This is a genomic window from Paracoccus zhouxuedongae, from assembly GCF_041927815.1.
Lineage (GTDB): Bacteria > Pseudomonadota > Alphaproteobacteria > Rhodobacterales > Rhodobacteraceae > Paracoccus.
On sequence record NZ_JBHFHM010000002.1, the window covers coordinates 234451 to 256623 of the forward strand.

17 protein-coding genes and 1 tRNA gene are annotated in these 22173 nt (G+C 68.8%); 11 read left to right on the forward strand and 7 right to left on the reverse strand.

The features are described 5' to 3' along the window. Window positions 1-9: 9 nt before the first annotated feature. The 6 genes from ACEYYA_RS04125 (at window position 10) to ACEYYA_RS04150 (ending at window position 7740) form a co-directional block, all read left to right on the forward strand. Window positions 10-543 carry a c-type cytochrome gene (locus ACEYYA_RS04125; protein ID WP_374797866.1) on the forward strand — a complete coding sequence of 178 codons (534 nt, stop codon included), beginning with the start codon at window positions 10-12 and terminating at the stop codon, window positions 541-543. A 143-nt stretch (window positions 544-686) separates the two neighbouring features. Beyond that, window positions 687-2531, forward strand: coding sequence for an extracellular solute-binding protein (locus ACEYYA_RS04130; protein ID WP_374798120.1), 1845 nt, complete (start codon window positions 687-689; stop codon window positions 2529-2531). A gap of 22 nt (window positions 2532-2553) precedes the next feature. Beyond that, window positions 2554-3639 carry a microcin C ABC transporter permease YejB gene (locus tag ACEYYA_RS04135; RefSeq protein WP_374797867.1) on the forward strand — a complete coding sequence of 362 codons (1086 nt, stop codon included), beginning with the start codon at window positions 2554-2556 and terminating at the stop codon, window positions 3637-3639. Further along, on the forward strand, window positions 3639-4745 hold the full coding sequence (locus tag ACEYYA_RS04140; protein WP_374797868.1) for an ABC transporter permease: 1107 nt from the start codon (window positions 3639-3641) through the stop codon (window positions 4743-4745). Before ACEYYA_RS04135 ends, ACEYYA_RS04140 begins: the two co-directional genes overlap by 1 nt. After that, window positions 4742-6496 (forward strand): ABC transporter ATP-binding protein, encoded by a 1755-nt coding sequence (locus ACEYYA_RS04145; RefSeq protein ID WP_374797869.1) that lies wholly within the window; start codon window positions 4742-4744, stop codon window positions 6494-6496. Before ACEYYA_RS04140 ends, ACEYYA_RS04145 begins: the two co-directional genes overlap by 4 nt. Beyond that, entirely contained in the window at window positions 6493-7740 is a 1248-nt protein-coding gene (locus tag ACEYYA_RS04150) for a glycosyltransferase (RefSeq protein WP_374797871.1), read from the forward strand. The genes ACEYYA_RS04145 and ACEYYA_RS04150 overlap by 4 nt, the downstream gene beginning before the upstream one ends. Here ACEYYA_RS04150 and hemN read toward each other — a convergent pair. Then, complete coding sequence (hemN, locus tag ACEYYA_RS04155; protein ID WP_374797873.1) at window positions 7701-9056, reverse strand: oxygen-independent coproporphyrinogen III oxidase; 1356 nt, start codon at window positions 9054-9056, stop codon at window positions 7701-7703. The genes ACEYYA_RS04150 and hemN overlap by 40 nt on opposite strands. A 72-nt stretch (window positions 9057-9128) precedes the next feature. Here hemN and fnrL point away from each other — a divergent pair, with 72 nt between their 5' ends. Beyond that, complete coding sequence (fnrL, locus tag ACEYYA_RS04160) at window positions 9129-9869, forward strand: transcriptional regulator FnrL (RefSeq protein ID WP_374798122.1); 741 nt, start codon at window positions 9129-9131, stop codon at window positions 9867-9869. Between the two features lie 218 nt (window positions 9870-10087). Here the strand turns inward: fnrL and purD are convergent, their stop codons facing one another. Then, window positions 10088-11350 (reverse strand): phosphoribosylamine--glycine ligase, encoded by a 1263-nt coding sequence (purD, locus tag ACEYYA_RS04165; RefSeq protein WP_374797875.1) that lies wholly within the window; start codon window positions 11348-11350, stop codon window positions 10088-10090. Window positions 11351-11407: 57 nt separating this feature from the next. Here purD and xseA point away from each other — a divergent pair, with 57 nt between their 5' ends. Beyond that, the gene (xseA, locus tag ACEYYA_RS04170; protein ID WP_374797877.1) at window positions 11408-12913 is read left to right on the forward strand and encodes an exodeoxyribonuclease VII large subunit; all 1506 of its coding nucleotides are present in this window, start codon (window positions 11408-11410) and stop codon (window positions 12911-12913) included. Between the two features lie 54 nt (window positions 12914-12967). Here the strand turns inward: xseA and ACEYYA_RS04175 are convergent. Beyond that, window positions 12968-13042 (reverse strand) — tRNA-Met (locus tag ACEYYA_RS04175). A gap of 120 nt (window positions 13043-13162) precedes the next feature. Continuing rightward, complete coding sequence (locus tag ACEYYA_RS04180) at window positions 13163-13762, reverse strand: L,D-transpeptidase (protein WP_374797879.1); 600 nt, start codon at window positions 13760-13762, stop codon at window positions 13163-13165. A 144-nt stretch (window positions 13763-13906) separates the two neighbouring features. Between ACEYYA_RS04180 and ACEYYA_RS04185 the strand changes: the two genes are divergently transcribed. After that, window positions 13907-16318, forward strand: a complete 2412-nt coding sequence (locus ACEYYA_RS04185) for a heavy metal translocating P-type ATPase (RefSeq protein WP_374797881.1) — start codon at window positions 13907-13909, stop codon at window positions 16316-16318. 8 nt (window positions 16319-16326) lie between these two features. On the opposite strand, the gene ACEYYA_RS04190 is transcribed toward ACEYYA_RS04185, so the two are convergent. Both ACEYYA_RS04190 and ACEYYA_RS04195 read right to left on the reverse strand, forming a co-directional pair. Continuing rightward, entirely contained in the window at window positions 16327-18798 is a 2472-nt protein-coding gene (locus tag ACEYYA_RS04190) for an ABC transporter permease (RefSeq protein WP_374797883.1), read from the reverse strand. Continuing rightward, entirely contained in the window at window positions 18795-19478 is a 684-nt protein-coding gene (locus ACEYYA_RS04195) for an ABC transporter ATP-binding protein (protein WP_374797885.1), read from the reverse strand. Before ACEYYA_RS04195 ends, ACEYYA_RS04190 begins: the two co-directional genes overlap by 4 nt. On the opposite strand from ACEYYA_RS04195, the gene ACEYYA_RS04200 reads away from it, so the two are divergent. Together ACEYYA_RS04200 and ACEYYA_RS04205 are read left to right on the forward strand one after the other, a co-directional pair. After that, window positions 19477-20148: an arylesterase gene (locus ACEYYA_RS04200; RefSeq protein WP_374797887.1), complete on the forward strand. Its 672-nt coding sequence runs from the start codon at window positions 19477-19479 to the stop codon at window positions 20146-20148. The genes ACEYYA_RS04195 and ACEYYA_RS04200 overlap by 2 nt on opposite strands. Next, the gene (locus tag ACEYYA_RS04205) at window positions 20145-21515 is read left to right on the forward strand and encodes an FAD-binding oxidoreductase (protein WP_374797889.1); all 1371 of its coding nucleotides are present in this window, start codon (window positions 20145-20147) and stop codon (window positions 21513-21515) included. Before ACEYYA_RS04200 ends, ACEYYA_RS04205 begins: the two co-directional genes overlap by 4 nt. Before the next feature lie 7 nt (window positions 21516-21522). Here ACEYYA_RS04205 and ACEYYA_RS04210 read toward each other — a convergent pair whose 3' ends face one another. Continuing rightward, on the reverse strand, window positions 21523-22146 hold the full coding sequence (locus tag ACEYYA_RS04210; protein WP_374797891.1) for a TetR/AcrR family transcriptional regulator: 624 nt from the start codon (window positions 22144-22146) through the stop codon (window positions 21523-21525). Window positions 22147-22173 lie beyond the last annotated feature (27 nt).

The window sequence follows — 22173 nt, forward strand, 5'->3', positions numbered from 1 at the left end:
GAGACACCTATGTTCAACACCATGACCATCACCAAGACGCTTGGCGCGCTGCTGGGATCGGCTTTGTTCCTGCTTTTGCTGCTGTGGGCGGGTTCGGGTCTGTTCAACATTTCCCCGGCCCATCACGCCGAGGGTGAGGCCCCCGACCAGGCCTATGTCATCGCCACCGGCGACGGCGCTGGCGCGCCGGTCGAGGCCGAGCCGGTCGCCAAGGTGGTGGACGTCGCCGCCGTGCTGGCCGCCGGTGATGCCGCCGCGGGCGAAAAGCTGTGGGCGCGCTGCCGCGCCTGCCACACGGTCGATGGCACCGACCGCACCGGCCCGCATCTGAACGGCGTCGTGAACCGCGACAAGGCGTCGATCGCCGGCTTCAACTATTCGCAGGCCGCGATTGACCTGCCCGGCGTCTGGACCCCGGAAAACCTGTTCGAGTTCCTGCGCAGCCCCAAGGACTACATGCCCGGCACCCGCATGGCCTTTGCCGGTCTGCCCAGCGATGCCGACCGCGCCAACCTGATCGCCTGGCTGGCGACCCAGCAGTAAGCGCCGGGCCATCGCACCGATCTGCGCCGCCCCCTCACCGGGGCGGCGTTTTTCATGCCCATCACACGAACGCGCCTTGAAGGGCGTTCGGGGCGGCCCTAGCCTGTGACGGTCGGGTGACAGACCCGGTGGTCGATGGGGGGATGCGGGTGATGATGGGCAGGCTGTTGGGTTATGCGGTTGCGGCGGTCATGACGGCCACGCCGGTGATGGCGGAAACGGTGATCCGCGCGCATGGCATCGCCACGATGGGCGAATTGAAATACGGCCCCGATTTCACCCATCTGGATTACGTCAACCCCGACGCCCCCAAGGGCGGCGAGATCAGCCAGTGGATGCCGGGCGGCTTTGACAGCTACAACCCGTTCACCATTCGCGGCCGCGCGGCGGCGTTGTCCTCGGTGATGCTGGAAAGCCTGATGACCGGCACGGCGGATGAGATCGGCAGCGCCTATTGCCTGATCTGCGAGACCATTGAATATCCCGAAAGCCGCGACTGGGTGATCTTCCACTTGCGCCCCGAGGCGCGGTTTTCCGATGGCAGCCCGCTGACCGCCGATGACGTGCTGTTTTCCTATGAAACCCTGCGCGACAAGGGGTTGTCGTCGTTCCGCACGGTGATCGCCCAGCAGGTCGCGGGGGCGAAGGTGATCGACCCGCAGACCATCCGTTTCGACTTTGTGCCCGGCTATCCGCGCCGCGACCTGATCCAGTCGGTCGGTGGCCTGCCGGTGATGTCGCGCCAGGACTTCACCGCCAAGGGCCGCGATCTGGAACAATCGACCGACCAGCCTTTTGTCGGCTCTGGCCCCTATCTGTTCGACAGCGCCGAGATGGGCCGACGCGTGGTCTGGAAGCGCAACCCGGATTATTGGGGTGCCGACCTGCCGATCAACCGTGGCCGTAACAATTTCGACCGCATCCGTGTCGAATATTTCGCCGATTACGACACGGCGTTCGAGGCCTTCAAGTCCGGCGCCTATACCTTCCGCAACGAGGCCAGCAGCCTGGTCTGGGCCACGCGATACGATTTTCCAGCGTTCCGGGCCGGACAGGTGGTCAAGGCCGAACTGCCCGATGGCCGCATCTCCTCGGGCCAGGCCTGGGTGTTCAACCTGCGCCGCCCGCAGTTCCAGGACATTCGCCTGCGCCAGGCGATCGGGCTGATGTTCAACTTTGAATGGTCCAACCAGACGCTGTTTTACGGCCTTTACACGCGCACCCAGTCATTCTGGGACAACAGCGATCTGGCCGCCACCGGCACCCCCGGCCCAGATGAGCTTGCCTTGCTGGACCCGGTCGCCGCTGATCTGCCGACCGGCGTGCTGACCGATCCGGCGGTGCTGCCGCCTGTCTCGGGCGCGGGGCAGTTGGATCGCGGCAATCTGCGCCGCGCCGCCGCGCTGCTGGACGATGCCGGTTGGACGGTCGGCAGCGACGGGCTGCGGCGCAAGGATGGTCAGGTCTTGCGGATCGAGATCCTGAACGACAGCCAGACCTTTGATCGCGTGCTGAACCCCTTTGTCGAAAACCTGCGCCGCCTGGGCGTCGATGCGGTCAACAACCGCGTCGACGATGCGCAATATGAGACCCGCCGCCGCGCGCATGATTTCGACATCATCAACGCGCAACTGGGTCAGGATTACATCCCCGGCGCCAATCTTCAGCAATATTTCGGATCGGCCAGCGTGGGCGATGTGTTCAATCAGATGGGTCTGGCGAACCCCGCCATCGACCGGCTGATCGCCGGGGCCGAGGCCGCAACCACCCCCGATCAGGTGAAAACCGCCACCCGCGCGCTGGACCGGGCGCTGCGGTCGCTGGTGTTCTGGGTGCCGCAATGGTTCAAGGCCAAGCATACCGTCGCCTATTACGACCAATACGCCCATCCCGATACGCTGCCGCCCTATAGCCTCGGCGAACTTGATTTCTGGTGGTTTGACGCCGATAAGGCCGAAAAGCTGAAAGCCGCGGGCGCGTTGCGTTAGGCGGCAAACGACAGGCAGGTGAATGGGCGCGTATATCCTTCGGCGGCTGTTGCTGATCATCCCGACCTTGCTGGGGATCATGATCATCAACTTCACCCTGACGCAATTCGTCCCCGGCGGCCCGATCGAACAGATCGCCGCCCGGATCGAGGGCGAGGGCGACGCTTTCCGCAACATCACGGGTGGCGCTGATCCGGGGCAGGCGCAGGCGGCCAATGACAGCGCGGGCTATGTCGGCGCGCGCGGCCTGCCGCCCGAGTTCATCGCCCAACTGGAAAAAGAGTTCGGCTTTGACAAGCCGCCCGTCGAACGCTTTGTCACGATGATCGGCAATTACCTGCGCTTCGATTTCGGCCGGTCCTGGTTCCGGTCGATCAGCGTGGTCGATCTGATCAAGGAAAAGCTGCCGGTCTCGATCACGCTGGGACTGTGGTCGACGCTTCTGGCCTATCTGATCTCGATCCCCCTGGGCATCCGCAAGGCGGTGCGCGACGGCACGCCCTTTGACACCTGGACATCGGGTGCGGTCATCATCGGCTATGCGATCCCCGGCTTTCTGTTTGCCGTGCTGTTGATGGTGCTGTTCGCGGGCGGCAGTTATTGGAAGATTTTCCCGCTGCGCGGCCTGACCAGCGACGATTTCGACACGCTGTCGACCTTTGGCAAGATCAAGGACTATCTGTGGCACATCACCCTGCCGGTGATCGCCTCAACCATCGCCAGCTTTGCCACGCTGACGCTGCTGACCAAGAACAGCTTCCTCGATGAGATCAACAAGCAATATGTGATGACCGCCCGCGCCAAGGGCCTGACCGAGGCCCGCGTGCTGTATGGCCATGTGTTCCGCAACGCCATGCTGATCGTGATCGCGGGCTTTCCAGCGGTGTTTCTGGGCGTGTTCTTCGGCGCGTCGATCCTGATCGAGACGATCTTTTCGCTGGATGGTCTGGGCCGTCTGGGCTTCGAGGCCGCGGTGGCGCGTGATTATCCGGTGATCTTCGGCACGCTTTATGTCTTCGGCCTGCTGGGCCTGCTGATCGGCATCCTGTCCGACATGATGTATGTCTTTGTCGATCCGCGCATCGACTTTGAAAAAAGGGCCGGATGATGCGGCTGTCACCCCTGAATGCCCGCCGCTGGCGCAACTTCCGTGCCAATCGCCGCGCCGTCGTGTCGCTGGTGATCTTTGCGGTGTTGCTCGTCGCCTCGCTGTTTGCCGAGCTGATCGCCAATGACAAGCCGATCCTGGTCAGCTATCGCGGGGATCTGCATATGCCGGTCTATCGCTTTTACTCCGAACAGACCTTCGGCGGCGATTTCGGCACCGAGGCCAGCTATCGCGACCCCGAGGTGCAATGCCTGATCCAGACCGGCGGCATCACCACCTGTCTGGACGACCCGCAGGCGGTGCAGGATGAGGTCGCGCGGACCGGCGCGTTCGAGGGCCAGCCCGCCCAGCCCGGCTGGATGATCTGGCCGCCGATCCGCGCGCATTACCGCAGCATCAACGATGTCGGCACCGCACCATCCGCGCCCGACCGCAACCATATCCTTGGCACCGACGACACCGCCCGCGATGTCGCGGCGCGGGTGATCTATGGCTTCCGCACCTCGATCCTGTTCGCGCTGATCGTCACCAGCGTGGCCAGCGTGATCGGCATCGCGGCGGGCGCGGTGCAGGGCTATTTCGGCGGCCGGGTCGACCTGACGTTCCAGCGCCTGCTGGAAATCTGGGGCAGCACCCCCAGCCTTTACGTCATCATCATCCTGTTTGCCATTCTGGGGCGGTCGTTCTGGCTGCTGGTCTTCGTCTCGATCCTGTTCGGCTGGCCCGCCCTTGTCGGCGTCGTCCGGGCCGAGTTCCTGCGCGCGCGCAACTTTGAATATGTGCGCGCCGCCCGCGCGCTTGGCGTCAGCGATCGGGTGATCATGTTCCGCCACATCCTGCCCAATGCGATGGTGGCGACGCTGACCATGCTGCCCTTTGTCGTGACCGGCACCATCGCAAGCCTCGCCAGCCTGGATTATCTGGGCTATGGTCTGCCCGCCTCGGCCCCCAGCCTGGGGGAACTGGCGTTGCAGGCCAAGCAGAACCTGCAAGCGCCCTGGCTGGCCTTTGCCGCCTTCTTCACCTTCGCGATCATGCTGTCGCTGCTGGTGTTCATCTTCGAGGGCGTGCGCGATGCCTTTGACCCGCGAAAGACCTTCAAATGACCCGCCCTGAAACCGTGCTTGAGGTCGAAAACCTGACCGTCAGCTTCCGTCAGGACGGGCGCGTGATCCCGGCGGTGCGCGGCGTCAGTTTCGCGGTGGCGCGGGGCGAGACCGTGGCGCTGGTCGGCGAATCCGGGTCGGGCAAGTCGGTCACCGCGCTGTCGACCGTGGGCCTGCTGGGGGAGGCCGCCGAACTGGCTGGGTCGGTGCGCTACGCGGGCCAGCAGATGATCGGGGCGGATGCGGCCACGCTGCGGCGGGTGCGCGGCAATGACATCAGCTTCATCTTTCAGGAGCCGATGACCAGCCTGAACCCGCTGCACACGATCGAACGGCAGTTGGGCGAAAGCCTGGCCCTGCATCAGGGCCTGCGCGGCGGCCCGGCGCGGGCGCGCATCATCGACCTGCTGACCCGCGTCGGCATCCGCGATGCCGAATCCCGGCTGGGCGATTATCCGCATCAACTGTCGGGCGGGCAGCGCCAGCGGGTGATGATCGCCATGGCCTTGGCCAACGGCCCTGACCTGCTGATCGCGGATGAACCGACCACCGCGCTGGACGTGACCATTCAGGCGCAGATCCTGGATCTGCTGGCGGAACTGAAGTCCAGCGAAAACCTGTCGATGCTGTTCATCAGCCACGATCTGAACATCGTGCGCCGCATTGCCGACCGGGTTTGCGTGATGAAGGATGGCGAGATCGTCGAGCAAGGCCCGACGGCCGAGATCTTCGCCAATCCGCGCCATCCCTATACGCAAAAGCTGCTGGCCGCGCAGCCGCAGGGCCGCCCCGATCCGGTCGCGCCGGATGCCCCGGTGCTGGTGCAGACTGATGACCTGCGGGTCTGGTTCCCGATCCAGCGGGGGCTGATGCGACGCACCATCGGCCATGTGAAGGCCGTCGACGGCGCCACCCTGTCGGTCCGCGCGGGTGAGACGCTGGGGATCGTCGGCGAAAGCGGATCGGGCAAGACCACGCTGGCCCTTGCGATCATGCGGCTGATCCCCTCCGACGGGCCGATCCTGTATCTGGGGCAGGACATTTCCCGCTGGCGGGCACGGCAGTTGCGGCCCCTGCGGCGCGACATGCAGATCGTGTTTCAAGACCCGTATGGCAGCCTGTCGCCGCGCATGAATGTGGAACAGATCATCGCCGAGGGGCTGTCGGTCCACGGCCTTGAACCGGGCCGCAACCGCCGCGCCATGGTGGCCGAGATCATGGCCGAGGTGGGCCTCGACCCCGCCGCCATGTCGCGCTATCCGCATGAGTTTTCGGGCGGCCAGCGGCAGCGCATCGCCATCGCGCGCGCGATGATCCTGCGCCCCAAGGTGGTGGTGCTGGATGAACCGACCAGTGCGCTGGACATGACCGTGCAGGTGCAGATCGTCGATCTGCTGCGCCGCCTGCAACAGGCGCATGGGCTGGCCTTCCTGTTCATCAGCCACGACCTGCGGGTGGTGCGCGCGCTGTCGCATCAGGTGATGGTGATGCAGGCGGGCCAGGTGGTCGAACAAGGCCCGGCGCAGGCGGTCTTTGCCAATCCGGCCAGCGATTACACCCGCGCGCTGATGACGGCAGCCTTTGGCAGCGGCGCGGTGCCGCCGCTGGGCGCGGGAGCCGATGACACGGCCGATGTCGCGGCCGATGTCGCGGGCGCGATCCCCCATGTCGCCCCGCCCGCCGGCCCGCATGTCACGCCGCCACCCGCCGCCGGTGCCGCCGCAGCCCCCGCCGACACGGACCCCCGATGAAGATCCTGCTGGTTCACCAGAACTTCCCCGGCCAGTTCCCGCGTCTGTCCATCGCCCTGAAAAATCGCGGGCATGAGGTGCTGGCCCTGACCGACCCCGCCAACGAACGCACGACCCCGATCCAGGTGGCGAAATACAAGCCCCTCGATCTGACCCGCATCGGCAGCGGAATGCACCGCCATTTCGCCGAGGCCTGCGAACGCGGCCTGCGCGCCGGTCTGGCGGCGCGCGCGCTGCGCGACAAGCACGGCTTTGTGCCCGATGTGATTCTGGGCCATTCCGGCTGGGGCGAGACGCTGTTTCTGAAAGAAGTCTGGCCGGATGCGACGCTGATCGTCTATTCCGAGATGATGTTCCGCTCGCGCGGGCTGGATGTGGGCTTTGACCCCGAATTCGCGGACGATCCCTTCAACGCCGGTGTCCGCGTCACCACCCGTCAGGCGCATCTGCTGCAGGCGCTGGCGATGGCCGATCACGGCGTCACGCCGACGCGGTTTCAGCGCGACAGCCATCCGCCGATGCTGCACCCCAAGCTGACCGTGCTGCATGACGGCATCGACACTGCGCGCCTGGCCCCGAACCCGCAGGCGCGGCTGACGCTGGCTGACGGCACCGAACTGGCGGCGGGGCAAGAGATCCTGACCTTCCTGTCCCGCTCGCTGGAACCCTATCGCGGCTTTCACATCTTCATGCGCGCGCTGCCGCAGATTCTGGCGGCGCGGCCCGATGCGCGGGTGGTCATCGTCGGCAAGGACAAGCCCAGCTACGGCACCGCGCCCAAGGATGCCGCCAACTGGCGCGAATGGTCGCTGGCCGAGGTCGGTGACCGGCTGGACATGTCGCGGGTGCATTTCACCGGGATGCTGCCCTATGGCGATTACGTCAACCTGCTGCATGTCAGCCGGGCGCATGTCTATCTGACCTACCCGTTCGTTCTGTCCTGGTCGCTCTTGGAATCGATGGCGGCGGGGTGCCAGATCATCGCCTCCGACACCGCCCCGGTGCGCGAGGTGATGGCCCATGGCGACACCGGCCTTTTGGTCGATTTCTTCGATGTCGATGCCCTGGCCCGCACCGTGGCAGGGGCGTTGGCCGACCCCACGGCGGGGGCCGAGCGTCGCGCGCGGGCGCGACAGCATGTGCTGTCGCGCTATCGGCTGGAGGACTGCCTGCCGCGCTGGATCCGGCTTCTGGAAAGCCGCGGTCAGATCGCCGAGGAATGGCCCGCCTTCGACAGATCATAGGCGTCAAAGGCCCGCGCGATCATTCGCGTCAGCGGCCGCCCCGGTTCCGGGATCTCGAACCCGGCAGGCGTCAGCCGCACCATGTCGCCGAAATGCGCGGCAATCGGGCGATACAGATCATCCAAGGCCTGCTGGCTGATGCCGAAATCGCGCCGGATCTCGTCATTGTCGATGCGGAAATCGCACATCAACGCCTCGATCAGCCGCGACCGCAGCCGGTCGTCATCACTGAACACATGGCCCTTGGCGGTCGAGAAACGCCCCTCGCGGATCGCACCGGTATGGGCGCCGGTGGCGGGGGCGTTCTGCGCATAGCCCTGCGGAAACCGCGAGATGGAGCTGGCGCCCAGCCCGATCAGCGCGCTGGCCAGATCGTCGGTATAGCCCTGGAAGTTGCGCCTGAGCTGCCCGGCCTTCAGCGCCCGCGCCAGCCCGTCGCCGGGGCGCGCGAAATGGTCGATGCCGATTTCGTCGTAACCATCCCAGACGAACAGCTTGCGGGCGGTTTCAAACAAGGCCAGCCGCTCGCGCGCGTCGGGCAGTTGGTCGGACGGGATCATCACCTGCCGCTTGGCCATCCACGGCACATGCGCATAGCCGTAAAGCGCAACCCGGTCGGGCGACAGCGACAACAGCTTCTGCACGCTTTCGCTGATCTTCTGCTGGCTCTGCCCGGGCAGGCCATACAGGATGTCGGCATTCAGGCTGGCAATGCCCCGATCGCGGATCATCTCGGCGGCGCGGCGCGTCACCTCATAGCTTTGGTCGCGGCCGATGATCTTCTGGATCTCGGGGTCGAAATCCTGCACGCCGATGCTGGCGCGGTTTAGCCCGGCCTCGGCCAGGGCATCCATCCGCGCCTCGTCGATCTCATTCGGGTCGATCTCGACCGAGAACTCGGCCCCTTCACCCATCGGCACCGCGTCAAAGATCGCGGCGGCCAGTTCGCGCATCTTGTCGGGCGGCAGCATGGTCGGCGTGCCGCCCCCCCAATGCAGGCGCGATAGCGTGACCCCTGGCGCCAGCCGCGCCTTCAGCAGCGCGATTTCCGCCAGCAGCGTGTCGGCGTAGGCGCGCACGGGGTCATCGGACTGCGTGCCCTGCGTGCGGCAGGCGCAGAACCAGCACAGCCGCCGACAGAAGGGCACATGCAGATAAAGCGAAATCGAGCCGCCCGCAGGCACTGCGCCGATCCAGCGCGCAAAGTCATCCGGCCCCACGGCGCCGGAAAAATGCGGCGCGGTGGGATAGCTTGTGTATCGGGGCACGCGCGCGTCGAAAAGACCATAGCGTGTCAGTTGCGATTCCTGTTCCATAAATGTAGGAAATAGGGACTGACGAAAGTGCTGGCCTTGACCCAAATCAAGATACCTCATCTGTCCCAGGCGGTGCCTGCCTGCGATCCGGGCGGGACGCCTTGCGATGGCTGCCCGATCCGCTATCGGGCGGTCTGCGCGCGCTGCGAAACGGATGAGCTTCAGGCGCTGGAGGCGATCAAATACGAACGCTTCTATCAGGCCGGGCAGACGGTGGTCTGGTCGGGCGACCGGATGGATTTCGTCGCCTCGGTCGTCACTGGCGTCGCCACCCTGACCCAGACGCTTGAGGACGGGCGCACCCAGATGGTTGGCCTGCTCTTGCCATCCGATTTCCTGGGGCGTCCTGGGCGCGATCAGGCGGCCTATACCGTCACCGCGGTGTCGGACATCGAACTGTGCTGCTTTCGCCGTCGCCCGTTCGAGGACATGCTGATCCGCACCCCGCGCCTGGGCCAGCGCCTGCTGGAAATGACGCTGGACGAACTGGATGCGGCGCGCGAATGGATGCTGCTGCTGGGCCGCAAGACCGCGCGCGAAAAGATCGCCAGCCTGCTGGCCATCATCGCGCGCCGCGACGCCGCGCTGAAACGCGAACCCGCCGAAGGGGTGATGGCCTTCGACCTGCCCCTGACGCGCGAGGCGATGGCCGATTACCTGGGCCTGACGCTGGAAACCGTCAGCCGCCAGATCAGCGCCCTGAAACGCGAGGGCGTGATCGAACTCTCCGGCAAGCGCGCCATCACCGTGCCCGATTACGACCGTCTGGTGAATGAAGCGGGCGACGACAGCGACGGCGGCCCGCTGGTCTGACCGGCGCGCCCGTCGGCGGGTGCGGATGAGTATTCAAGAACAGAAGAAGCGGCAAGGACGGCGCCATCTGGTGCGGTCGGATGAGTATTTGGGCAAAGCGGAAATCAGCTTCTTTCTGTTTCCAAATACTCACGGCGCGCCGCAGTCATCGGCGCGGCGGCAGGCAGGGGCGGCTTTGCCCCTTCCTCTTTGCCCAAATACTCACCTTGCGACAGGCATCACAGCGCGCGCCAGCCGATATCGCGCCGACAGAAGCCGCCAGGCCAATCGATCGCATCGACCATCGCATAGGCCGCGTCGCGGGCCTGGGCCAGCGTGTCGCCACGCGCGGTGACGTTCAGCACCCGCCCGCCGCTGGCGGTGATCTGGCCGTCCCTTTCCGTGGTTCCGGCGTGAAACACCATCCGGCGGCTGTCAGCGGGCAGGGCGGCCAGCCCGCAGATCACGCTACCCTTGGCGTAATCGCCCGGATAGCCCCTGGCCGCCATCACCACGGTCAGCGCATGGTCATCGGCCCAGTTCACCTGCGTACCCGCCAGCCGCTCCTCGGCGCAGGCCAGCATCAGGTCCAGCGCCTGTGCGCCCAGCCGCATCATCAGCACCTGTGCCTCCGGGTCGCCGAAGCGGGCGTTGTATTCGACCAGCCGGGCCTGGCCGTTCTCGATCATCAACCCGGCGTAAAGCACGCCCTGATAGGGGGTGCCGCGCCGCGCCATTTCGGCCACTGTGGGGCGCACGATCTGCGCCATCACCTGATCCTGGATGGCCTGCGTCAGCACCGGCGCCGGGGAATAGGCGCCCATGCCGCCGGTATTCGGGCCGCTGTCGCCTTCGCCCACGCGCTTGTGATCCTGCGCGGTGCCGATGGCCAGGCAATCGGTGCCGTCGGTCAGGATGAAGAAGCTGGCTTCCTCGCCTGCCATGAACTCCTCGATCACTACCTCGGCGCCCGCCGCGCCGAAGCTGCCGCCGAACATGTCGTCGATGGCGGCCAGCGCCTCAGCCTCGCTCATCGCCACGATCACGCCCTTGCCGGCGGCCAGCCCATCGGCCTTGACCACGATCGGGGCGCCCTTTTCGCGGATGTAGGCGCGCGCCGGTTCCGCCGCCGTGAACCGTGCCCAGGCGGCGGTCGGCGCGCCGCAGGCATCGCAGATGTCCTTGGTAAAGGCCTTCGACGCCTCAAGCCGCGCCGCCTCGGCGGACGGCCCGAAGGTGGCGATCCCCGCCGCGCGCAGGCGGTCGGCCACGCCGGCGGCCAGCGGCGCCTCGGGTCCGACGATCACGAAATCGACGGCGTTTTCCTCGCAGAAGGTGGCCACGTCGCTGCCCGACAGGATGTCCAGCGCCGCGCATTCCGCGATCTGGCCGATGCCCGCATTGCCCGGCGCCACGATCAGCCGGTCGCATTTCGGGTTCTGCTTGACCGCCCAGGCCAGCGCATGTTCGCGCCCGCCGCTGCCCAGGATCAGAATGTTCATGGCTTTCCCTTTCCGCGCTTGGCGCTTAGGCTTTAGTCGCCGCAGCAGGATCAGACAATGGACCTTTTTGAAGCCGCCGAACGCGCCAGCAACACGCCCGACTTTACCGTTTCGGAACTGTCGGGCGCGGTCAAACGCATGATCGAGGGTGAATTCGCCCGCGTCCGCGTGCGCGGTGAAATCGGGCGGGTCTCGCGTCCGGCCTCGGGTCACGTCTATTTCGATCTGAAGGACGCCAATGCGGTGCTGGCCGCCGTGTCCTGGAAGGGCCAGGTGGCGCGCCTGTCCACCCGCCCCGAGGAAGGTCTGGAGGTGATCGCGACCGGCCGCCTGACCACCTTTCCCGGCCAGTCGAAATACCAGCTGATCGTCGATGAGATCGAACCGGCGGGCGAGGGCGCGCTGATGGCGATGCTGGAAAAGCGTCGCAAGGCATTGGCCGCCGAGGGTCTGTTCGACCCCGCACGCAAGCGCCCGATCCCGTTCCTGCCCCAGGTGATCGGCGTCATCACCAGCCCCTCGGGCGCGGTGATCCGCGACATCCTGCACCGGCTGCGCGACCGCTTTCCGCGCCGGGTGCTGATCTGGCCTGTGGCGGTGCAGGGCGCCGCCTGCGCGCCCGAGGTCGCCCGCGCCATTCGCGGCTTCAACGCGCTGCAACCGGGTGGCCCGATCCCGCGCCCCGATGTGCTGATCGTGGCGCGTGGCGGCGGCAGCCTGGAAGATCTGTGGGGCTTCAACGAGGAAATCGTGGTTCGCGCCGCCGCCGACAGCACGATCCCGCTGATTTCCGCCGTGGGGCATGAAACCGACACCACGCTGATCGACCATGCCGCCGATCTGCGCGCGCCGACGCCCACCGCAGCGGCGGAAAAGGCGGTGCCGGTGCGCGCCGACCTCGCCGCCTGGCTGGCCGAGCAGGGGCTGCGCATGGCGCGCGGCGCGCAGGGTGCGATGCGGGCGCGGCGGCAGCGCGTCACCGATCTGGGGCGCGGTCTGGGCCGACCCGGCGCGCGGGTCGAGGTCGCGCGCCAGCGGTTTGACCTGACTGCCGAGCGGCTGCCCGTGGCGCTGACCGGGCTGACGCAGCGCCGCCGTGCCGACTGGCAGGCCCGCGCCGCCCGGCTGGACCCGGCGTTGCGCGCGCTGACCCATCGCGCCCGGCTGCGCTGGACGGCGGCGGCCCTGTCGCCCGCCAGCCTGCGCGCCGGTCTGGCTCTGAAACGCGCGCGGCTGGGCGATCACGCCGCGCGTCTGGACCTGGCGCGGCAGCGGATGCTGGCCGATGAGACGCGCCGCATGGCCGAGGCCCGCGCCCGCCTGACCCAGATCGCCGCCCGGCTGGATCAGGCCCCGCGCGCCCGCCTGACCCTGCTGGCCGAGCGCCTGATGCGGCTGGACCGGCTGCGCGAAAGCCTTGGTCCCGACCAGACGCTGAAGCGCGGCTTTGCCATCGTGCAGGCGGGTGAGCATGTTGTGACCGGGGTCGATCAGGCGCGGGCTGCGGGCGCGGTCACCATCCGCTTTGCCGATGGCCAGATCGGTGCGCGGATCACCGACTAGGGGTGGTGAAAACCAAAGGCGCGCCGGGCTAAGCCACGACGCGCCTTGGGATTTTGGTAGCGGAGGAGGGATTTGAACCCCCGACCTTAGGATTATGATTCCCGCGCTCTACCGCTGAGCTACTCCGCCACTGGGGGGCTAGGTAAGTCAGCCGGGCGGGACCGTCAAGGCCGTTTTTGGCGGCATCTGGCACTTTTTCCAGCGCGCCCGGCGCGATGAAAAAGGGGGGCCTCGCGCCCCCCTTTGATCTTAGTAGACGAACACCTGGGTGCCCAGCGGCACCTGGTCATAAAGCGCCATCACCTGTTCATTGGCCATGCGGATGCAGCCGTTCGACACCGCCTTGCCGATCGAGGACGGATCGGTGGTGCCGTGAATGCGGATCGCGGTATCGCGGCCGTTGTGATACAGATACAGCGCGCGTGCCCCCAGCGGGTTCTGCGGGCCGCCCGGCATCCCGTTTTCGGCGTATTTCGCATAGGCTTCGGGCTTGCGCTTGACCATCTCGGCGGTGGGGCGCCAGGACGGCCATTCGACCTTGCGCGCGACCTCGGCCCAGCCCTTGTAGACCAGTTCCGCCTTGCCCACGGCCACGCCATAGCGGATCGCCTCGCCGGGGGCGGTGACGTGATACAGGAAGAACTGCGGGCTGACCACGACGATGGTGCCGGGGGTAAAGTCCTGACGGATCTGCACCTTGGTCGGCAGGTATTTCGCGTCATAGGGCAGGCGCGGGGCGGCGGCCTTGGGCTTGGTCTCCTTGGCCGACAGGATCGACGGCGCGGCCAGCAGCGGCAGGGCGCTGGCGGCGCCGATCAGCAGGCGGCGGCGGTTGAACAGGTCGGACATCGGGTTTACCTCATGGATGCTGGCCCCCATCTAGCGCGGTGGGGGTGCGGCCAGCAACCGCGGGGGCCACTGCACCCCCGATGTTAACGCAGATTTGTTGCATTTCTGCGCGACTTTCCCCCATATCTGGGGTCAGGGGCATTCATGACCACCATCCGTTTCCAGATCGATGACATGCATTGCGGCGCCTGCACGGGCCGGGTCGAACGCCTGCTGACGGCCCAGCCGGGGGTCAGCGCGGCGCAGGCGAACCTGGCCGGGCGCAGCGTGACGATCAGCGCCGACCGCCCCGATCTGGCCGCCCCGCTGGCCGATGTGCTGACCCGCGCGGGCTATCCGCCGCGTCTGGCCCAGACCCGGCTCGAGGTCGACGGCATGACCTGCGCCGCCTGTTCGGGCCGGGTCGAACGGCTGCTGGCCGCCACCCCCGGCGTGACCGGGGCGCAGGTCAATCTGGCCGCGCGCCGCGCCGATGTGACCTATGCCGAGGGCGCGACCAGCCCGACCGAGCTGGCGGCGCGCATCACCGCCGCAGGCTATGCCACCCATGCGCCGGTCGCGGGCGAGGATCGCCCCGATGCCGCCGCCCGCGCCCGCGCCGAAACCGCCGCCCTGCGTCGCGCCTTTCTGATCGCCGCCGCGCTGAGCCTGCCGGTGTTCCTGCTGGAGATGACCGGCCACCTGATCCCGACCTTTCACCACTGGATCGACCACAGCATCGGATTGCGCACAAGCTGGCTGATCCAGATGGCGCTGACCGCGCTGGTGCTGGCCGGGCCGGGCAGGGTGTTCTTCGCCCACGGCCTGCCCGCGCTGGCCCGTGGCGCGCCCGAGATGAACAGCCTGGTCGCCCTTGGCGCGGGCGCGGCCTTCGTCTTTTCCACCCTTGTGGTGCTGGCCCCCGGCCTTTTGCCCGAGGGCACCGGCGCCGTCTATTTCGAGGCGGCGGCGGTGATCGTCACGCTGATCCTGCTGGGCCGCTGGCTGGAATCGCGCGCGCGCGGTCAGGCCGGGGCGGCGATCCGGCGGCTGGCCGGGCTGGCGCCCGATCACGCCAGCGTCGAGCGTGGCGATCAGGTGATCGACCTGCCGATTGCCGAGCTGGTGCCCGGCGACCGCATCCGCATCGCCGCCGGCGCGCGGGTGCCGGTCGATGCCGAGGTCATCAGCGGCAACAGCCATGTCGATGAATCCATGCTGACGGGCGAGCCGCTGCCGGTCGCCAAATCCCCCGGCGCGGGCCTGACCGGCGGCACGGTGAATGGCGCGGGCGCGCTGGTCGCGCGCGTCACCGCGACCGGGGCCGATACGGTGCTGGCGCGCATCATCGCGCTGGTCGATCAGGCGCAGGGCGCGAAGCTGCCGGTGCAGGCCTTGGTCGACCGGGTGACGCGGGTCTTTGTGCCGGTGGTGATGGCGCTGGCGGCGCTGACATTCGCGCTGTGGCTGGCCTTCGGGCCGGAACCGGCGCTGTCACATGCGCTGGTGCGCGCGATCTCGGTGCTGATCATCGCCTGCCCCTGCGCGATGGGGCTGGCGACGCCGGTCTCGATCCTGGTGGGGACCGGGCGGGCGGCGGAACTTGGCCTGTTGTTTCGGCGTGGCGACGCGCTGCAACGCCTGGCCGAGGTGGACCTTATCGCCTTTGACAAGACCGGCACCCTGACCGAGGGCCGCCCGGTGGTAACCGAAGTGGTGGCGCTGGACCCCGAGGCGCTAACCCTCGCCGCCGCGATCGAGGCGCAAAGCGATCACCCGCTGGCCCGCGCGATCACCGCCCATGCGCGCGGGCTTGGCCTGACGCTGCCCGCCGCGACGGGCGTCACCGCGCAGCCCGGACGCGGCATCGGCGGGCAGGTGGGGGATCGCGCCGTCGAGCTGCTGGCCCCGCGCCTGGTGGCCGATCTGCCCGGCCCTATCGCAAAGGCCTGGGCGAAAGCCGGTGCTGCGGGCGCCAGCGGCGTGGTGGTGCTGGCCGATGGCCTGCCCATCGGGCTGATCGCGCTGGCCGACACGCCGAAACCCGGCGCGGCCCCGGCGATTGCCGCGCTGCACCGGCTGGGGGTGGACAGCGCGATGATCTCGGGCGATGCGCAGGCGGCGGCGCAGGCCATCGGCGCGGGCCTTGGCATCGACCGCGTGGTGGCCGAGGTGCTGCCCGAGGGCAAGGTCGCCGCGCTGGCTGAGGTCGCGGGCGGCCGTCCCGCCGCCTTTGTTGGTGACGGCATCAATGACGCGCCGGTGCTGGCGGCGGCGGATGTCGGCATCGCCATCGGCACCGGCACCGATGTCGCCATCGAGGCCGCCGAGGTGGTGCTGATGACCGGCGATCCGCAGGGCGTGGCCCGCGCCGTCGGCCTGTCGCGCGCCGTGATGCGCAACATCCGCCAGAATCTGTTCTGGGCCTTCGCCTATAACAGCCTGCTGATCCCCGTCGCCATGGGCGCGCTTGAGGTGTTTGGCGGGCCGGGCCTGTCGCCGATGCTTGCGGCGGGGGCGATGGCCTTGTCCTCGGTCTTTGTGGTCACCAACGCGCTTCGTCTGCGCCGCGCCTGAACGCGGTGCTAGTCGCCGCGCAGCAGCCGCGCCGGGCGGGCATGGCGGCCGCCATGGCCCATCGCCAGACCCAGGGCGATCATCACCGCCACCCCGGAGATCAGGATTGCGCCCAGCACCAGAACCGGCATCTGGAAGCGCAGGTCCAGCACAAAGGTCATCATCCCCCAGGCCATCAGCGTGCCAAAGCCCGCCGCGATCAGCCCGGCGACGACCCCCGCCAGCCCCAGCCGGATCAGCGCCGCCTGCCGGATCTGCCGCGCGGTGGCACCCAGGGCGCGGGCGATCGCCGCCTCACGCGTGCGGGCGGGCGCGCCCGAGGCGGCGGTGCCCGCCAGCACCACCAGACCGGCGGCCAGCACCAGCCCGCCACCGATCCGGGCGATGGTGGCGAACAGGCCCAGCCCCTCGGCCAGCCGCCCGGCAACCTCGCGCACGGCGATGGCGCTGACATTGGGCCAGTCGGCCAAGGCGGCTGGGATCGCGGCATCGCTGCCGGATTCGGCGCGCACCGTGGCGATGGTGGTATGGGGCGCACCGGCCAAGGCATTCGGTGACAGGATCATCACGAAGCCGATGCCTGCGCTGCGGAAATCGACCGCGCGCAGGCTGGTGATCGTCACCTCGACCTCGCGGCCCAGCACGGTGATGCCCAGGCGGTCGCCCAGCTTCAGGCCCAGATCGGCGGCCTCATCGGCGGAAAAGCTGACCTCGGGCGGGCCGCTGTGATCCGCGGCCCACCAGCGACCGGCGACCAGGCGCGTGCCCTCGGGAGGGGTGGCGGCAAAGGACAGGCCGCGGTCACCGCGTGTGACCCAACTGTCGGGGGCGACCTCGCGCGCGGGGCGATCGTTGATCGTGGCGATGGCACCGCGCAGCATCGGTGCGGATTGCACCTCGGTCACGCCGGGCAGGGCGGCCAGCCGGTCCAGCACCGGGCCGGTCTGGTCGGGCTGGATGTCGATGACGAAAAACGCGGGCGCGCGGTCGGGGACGTCGGCGGTGATGGCGCGGGCCAGATTGGCCTGCATCATCCCCGAGGCCGCCATCAGCGTCAGCCCGACCCCCAGCGCCGCCGCCAGCGCCGTCAGCCCGCCGCGCCGCGCCGCCAGCGCCGCAAGCGCCAGCCGCAAGGGCGCGGGGCCGGGGCGCGGCAGACGCGCCAGTGCCGCCTGTGCCAGCCGCGCGGCCAGCCAGACCGCCGCGCCGACCGCCGCCATCACCGCCACCACCGCCGCCGCCATCTGCGGCGCGGGGCTGGCCGCTACGACCAGCCCGGCCAATGCCAGACAGCCGATGACCAGCGCCGCGATCACCGCAACGCCCGGCGCAGGCAACGCCGCGCCGCGCCAGATCGCCGCCGCCCGCATCCGCGCAAGCCGCCCCAGCGGGGCCAGCGCCGCCAGCCCCGCGACCAGCGCGCCGATCCCCGCCGCGCGCGCAAAGGCCGCCGCATCGATGCGCAGATCCAGCGCCACCGGGATCAAGGGCTGGATCAGCGGTCCGGCGATGACCAGCACCAGCGCCGCCAGCGCCAGCCCGCCCGCGATGCCGATCGCCGCCACCACTGCCACCTGCCCGCCGATCAGCGCCAAGAGCTGCCCGCGCCCCGCGCCCAACGCCCGCCAGGTGGCGATCTCGGGCGCCTTGCGCGCCAGCCAGTCGCTGATCGCCAGCGCGATCCCGACCCCGCCCAGCGCCAGCCCGGTGATCGAGGCCAGCATCAGGAATGACCCGATCCGGTCCAGAAACCGATCCGCCCCCGGCACCGCGCGGCGCGCATCGCGCAGCCGCGTGCCCTCGGGCAGGGCGCGTTCCAGATCGGCGCGCACAGCCGCCAAAGGCCGGTTGTCGTCTGGGTTCAGGCGAAAGGCGGTCTCGTAAAAGGCGCCGGGCTGGGCCAAGGCCTCGCCCACCGCGAAGGGGGCCAGCACCACCGGCGCAAAGGCGACAGACCCGCCAAGACCATCCGGCAGCCGGTCGATCAGCGCCATCAGCACCAGATCCTGCCCGGCCAGATCGAAATGATCGCCCGGCGCGATCCCCAGCCGCGCGGCCAGATCGGCCGCCATCGCCGCACCGGGCCGCCCATCGCGCCCGGCCAGCACCTGCTGCGCGCTCAGATCGGGGGTGAATCGGGGTTGGCCCAGCAGCGGCCATGCCCCGTCGACGGCGCGCAGTTCGGCCAAGGCGCGGGTGCCGTCATGGCTGACCATCGACCGCATCCGAATGACGCCGGAAACCTGCCCCATCGCCGCAATCGCCGCGCGCTCGGCCGCTGTCGCCGGGCGGTGCGAGAAGGTGGCTTCGATCTGGCCGCCCAGGATCTCGGCCCCCTGATCGGCGAGGGCGGCGCGCACCGCGCGGTCGGTCGCGCCAAGGGCGGCCATCGCCGCCACCCCCAGCACCAGCGCCGCGATCACCACCCACAGGGCGCGCAAGCCGCCGCGCAGGTCGCGCAGGATCAGGCCCGCCCTCATGCCGCAACCGCCGGATCGTGGATGCGGCCATCGGCCACGCGGACCTGCCGCCCGGCCCGCGCCGCCAGCGCCGGATCATGGGTGACCAGCACCAGCGTCGCCCCCTGTCGGTCGGCCAGATCAAAGATCAGATCCATCACCGCCGCGCCATTGGCGGCATCCAGATTTCCCGTCGGCTCATCCGCCAGCAGGATCGGCGGGTTCGGGGCCAGCGCGCGGGCCAGCGCCACGCGCTGCTGCTCACCGCCCGACAGTTGCGCGGGGTAATGGCCCGCGCGCCCGCTCAGACCCACCGCCGACAGCATCGCGGCCGCCCGGTCACGCGCATCCCGCGCCCCGGCCAATTCCAGCGCCAGCGCGGCATTCTCCAGCGCCGTCAGCGTCGGGATCAGGTGAAAACTTTGAAAGACGATGCCCAGATGATCGCGGCGAAAGCGCGCCAGTGCCTCCTCACCAAGCGCGCCCAGATCATGCCCTGCGACCCGCACCTGACCGGCGCTGGCGCGTTCCAGCCCCGCCAGCAGCAGCAGAAGCGAGGATTTGCCAGACCCCGACGGCCCGGTGATCGCCACCCGCTCGCCCGCGCCGATCACCAGATCGATACCGCGCAGAATCTGGACCGGACCGGAATCGGCGGCTAGGGTCAGGCGGGCATCGCGGCAATCAATCAGGGACGTCATGAAAATCTCCTTTACACGGTTTTTCCGATATGGGGCGGCGCGGGCGATCCGCAATGCGCTGATGGTCGCGTTTCTGCCCCTTGCGGCGATGGCGGGCGATCAGACGCGGATCATCGCGCTGGGCGACAGCCTGACCGCCGGCTATGGCCTGCCGCCCGAGGACGGTCTGGTGGCGCAACTGAACCGCTGGCTGGACGATCAGGGCGTGGCCGCCACGGTCATCAACGCGGGCGTGTCGGGCGATACCACGGCCGGGGGGCTTGCGCGGCTCGACTGGGCGCTGGGCGAGGGGGGTGACGCGATGATCGTGGCGCTGGGCGGCAATGACATGCTGCGCGGCCTGCCGGTGGCCGAAAGCCGCGCCAATCTGGACAGGATCATGACCGAGGCCAAGGCGCGCGGCCTGCCGGTGCTGCTGGCCGGGCATCAGGCCCCGGCGAATTACGGCCCGGACTGGCAGGCCGATTTCACCGCGATCTGGCCCGAACTGGCGGCGGCGCATGGCGCGATCCTTGTGCCCGACATGCTGGCCGCGATCCGCGCCGCCGATCCGGCAAGCCAGGGCGCGCTGATGCAGGATGACGGCATCCACCCCTCGGCCGAGGGGGTGGCGCTGATCGTGCAGGCGCTTGGCCCCAAGGTCGTGGATCTGGTGGGGCGCGTCCAGTGATCGCGGCCCAGCTTGGGGCGCTGATCGGCGCCGATGCCCTGCTGACCGGGGATGAGGCCGCCGCCCGTTTCGGCCATGACTGGACCGGGCAGTATCGCTGGCGTCCCGCCGCCGTGGCGCGGCCGCGCGACACCGATCAGGTCCGCGCGATCCTGACCTGGGCCAACACCACCCGCACCGCGATCGTGCCGGTCGGCGGGCATACCGGGCTGAACGGCGCGACCTTTGCCGATGGCGCGGTGATGGTCTCGCTGGACCGGATGCGCCGGATCCGGGACATCCGCCCCGCCGCCGCCGTCATGGTTGCCGAGGCGGGCGTCACCCTGCACGCCATCCACGAGGCCGCAGCGCCGCATGGCCTGGCCTTTCCGCTGACCTTCGGGGCGCGCGGATCGGCCCAGGTCGGCGGCTTTCTGTCGACCAATGCGGGCGGCTCGAACGTGCTGGCCCATGGCAATGCCCGCGCTTTGTGCCTGGGGCTCGAGGTGGTGCTGGCCGATGGCCGCCTGCTGAACCTGCAATCGGCGCTGCGCAAGGACAACACCGGCTATGACCTGCGCGATCTGTTCATCGGGGCCGAGGGCACGCTGGGCATCATCACCGCCGCCACGCTGGCGCTGAAACCTGCGCCCGCCGCCCATGCAACGGCGCTGATCGGCATGGACAGCCCGCAGGCGGCACTTGAGATCCTGTCTGAACTTCGCGCCGCAACCAACGGAACTGTCGAGGCTTTTGAATACATGCCCGCCGGTTACATGGCCCGGCTGACCGACCAGCGCCCGGATCTGACCCCGCCCTTCGCCCATCCCGCCAATATCCTGGTCGAGCTGGCCGGCAGCGACGAAGCCGCCCTGCGCGCCACGTTGGAGGGGGTGCTGGAACGCGCCCTGACCACCGGCACGGTCCATGACGCGGTGATCGCGCAGTCGCAGGCGCAGCGCGCGCGGCTGTGGGCCATGCGTGAGGCGGCGGCGGAAATCACCCTGAACCGGCACCCTCTGGTCGATACCGACATTGCCCTGCCGCTGGATCTGGTGGGCGATTTCCTGACCGCGATGCAGGCCCGGCTGGCGGCGCTGGATCCGGGCGCCGACGAGCTGGTCGTGGCGCATCTGGGCGATGGCAATATCCACTACACCGCCTATCCCAGCCGTGACGATGCCGCACTGTCGGCGGCGATCAAGGCCTCGGTGGCTGATCTGGCGGTGTCGATGGGCGGGACGTTTTCGGCCGAACACGGCATCGGTCTGGCCAAACGCGCGGGGATGGCGGCGCACAAGGATCCGGTGGCGCTGTCGGTGATGGCGGCGATCAAGGCCGCGCTGGATCCGCTGAACCTGATGAACCCCGGCAAGCTGCTGCCGTAAGGCGCGCCTAAAGATTGCCGATCCGCGCCCGCACCAGCACCGCCCGCGCCGTCCAGTCGAATTGCGCGGCGATCTGGGCGGCGTCCATGCCGCAGTGGCGGCGCAGCGCGCTGAAATGATCCCAGCCGGTGACGACCTCAAAGGACGTCAGCGCCTCGACCGGGGTGCCGGGGCGGGCCAGTTCGGGGATCATCCCCAGCAGTTGCGCGCGCATCATCGCCATCATCTCGGCGATGAAATCGTCCAGCCCGGTGGCGCCGCGCAGCCGCGCCGCCTCGATCAGGCCGCGCACCGGGTCGCCCGCCGCATAGACGCGCAACCGGTGATCCAGAAAGGCGGTCAGCCGCTCGGCCAGACTGCCGCGCGGCACGGGCTGGGGAAATTCGTCATGCAGCATCCGCGCCATCATCCGCGCGGTCTCGACCTCCAGCGCGGCGCTGTCGCTGAAATATCGGAACACGGTGCGGCGGGCGACCCCGGCGCGCGCGGCAACCGTGGCGGCATCGGGCAATTGCCCGGTCTGGCGCACCAGATCGAACAGCGCCTGCCCGACCTTCTGCCGCGTCGCGCCAGACCGCTGGCGGCGGCCATCGGCGGGCTGGTCGGGGCAGATCGGGGTGGGGCCGGTCATGAGGGGTCCGATTATTGCACTCGGGTG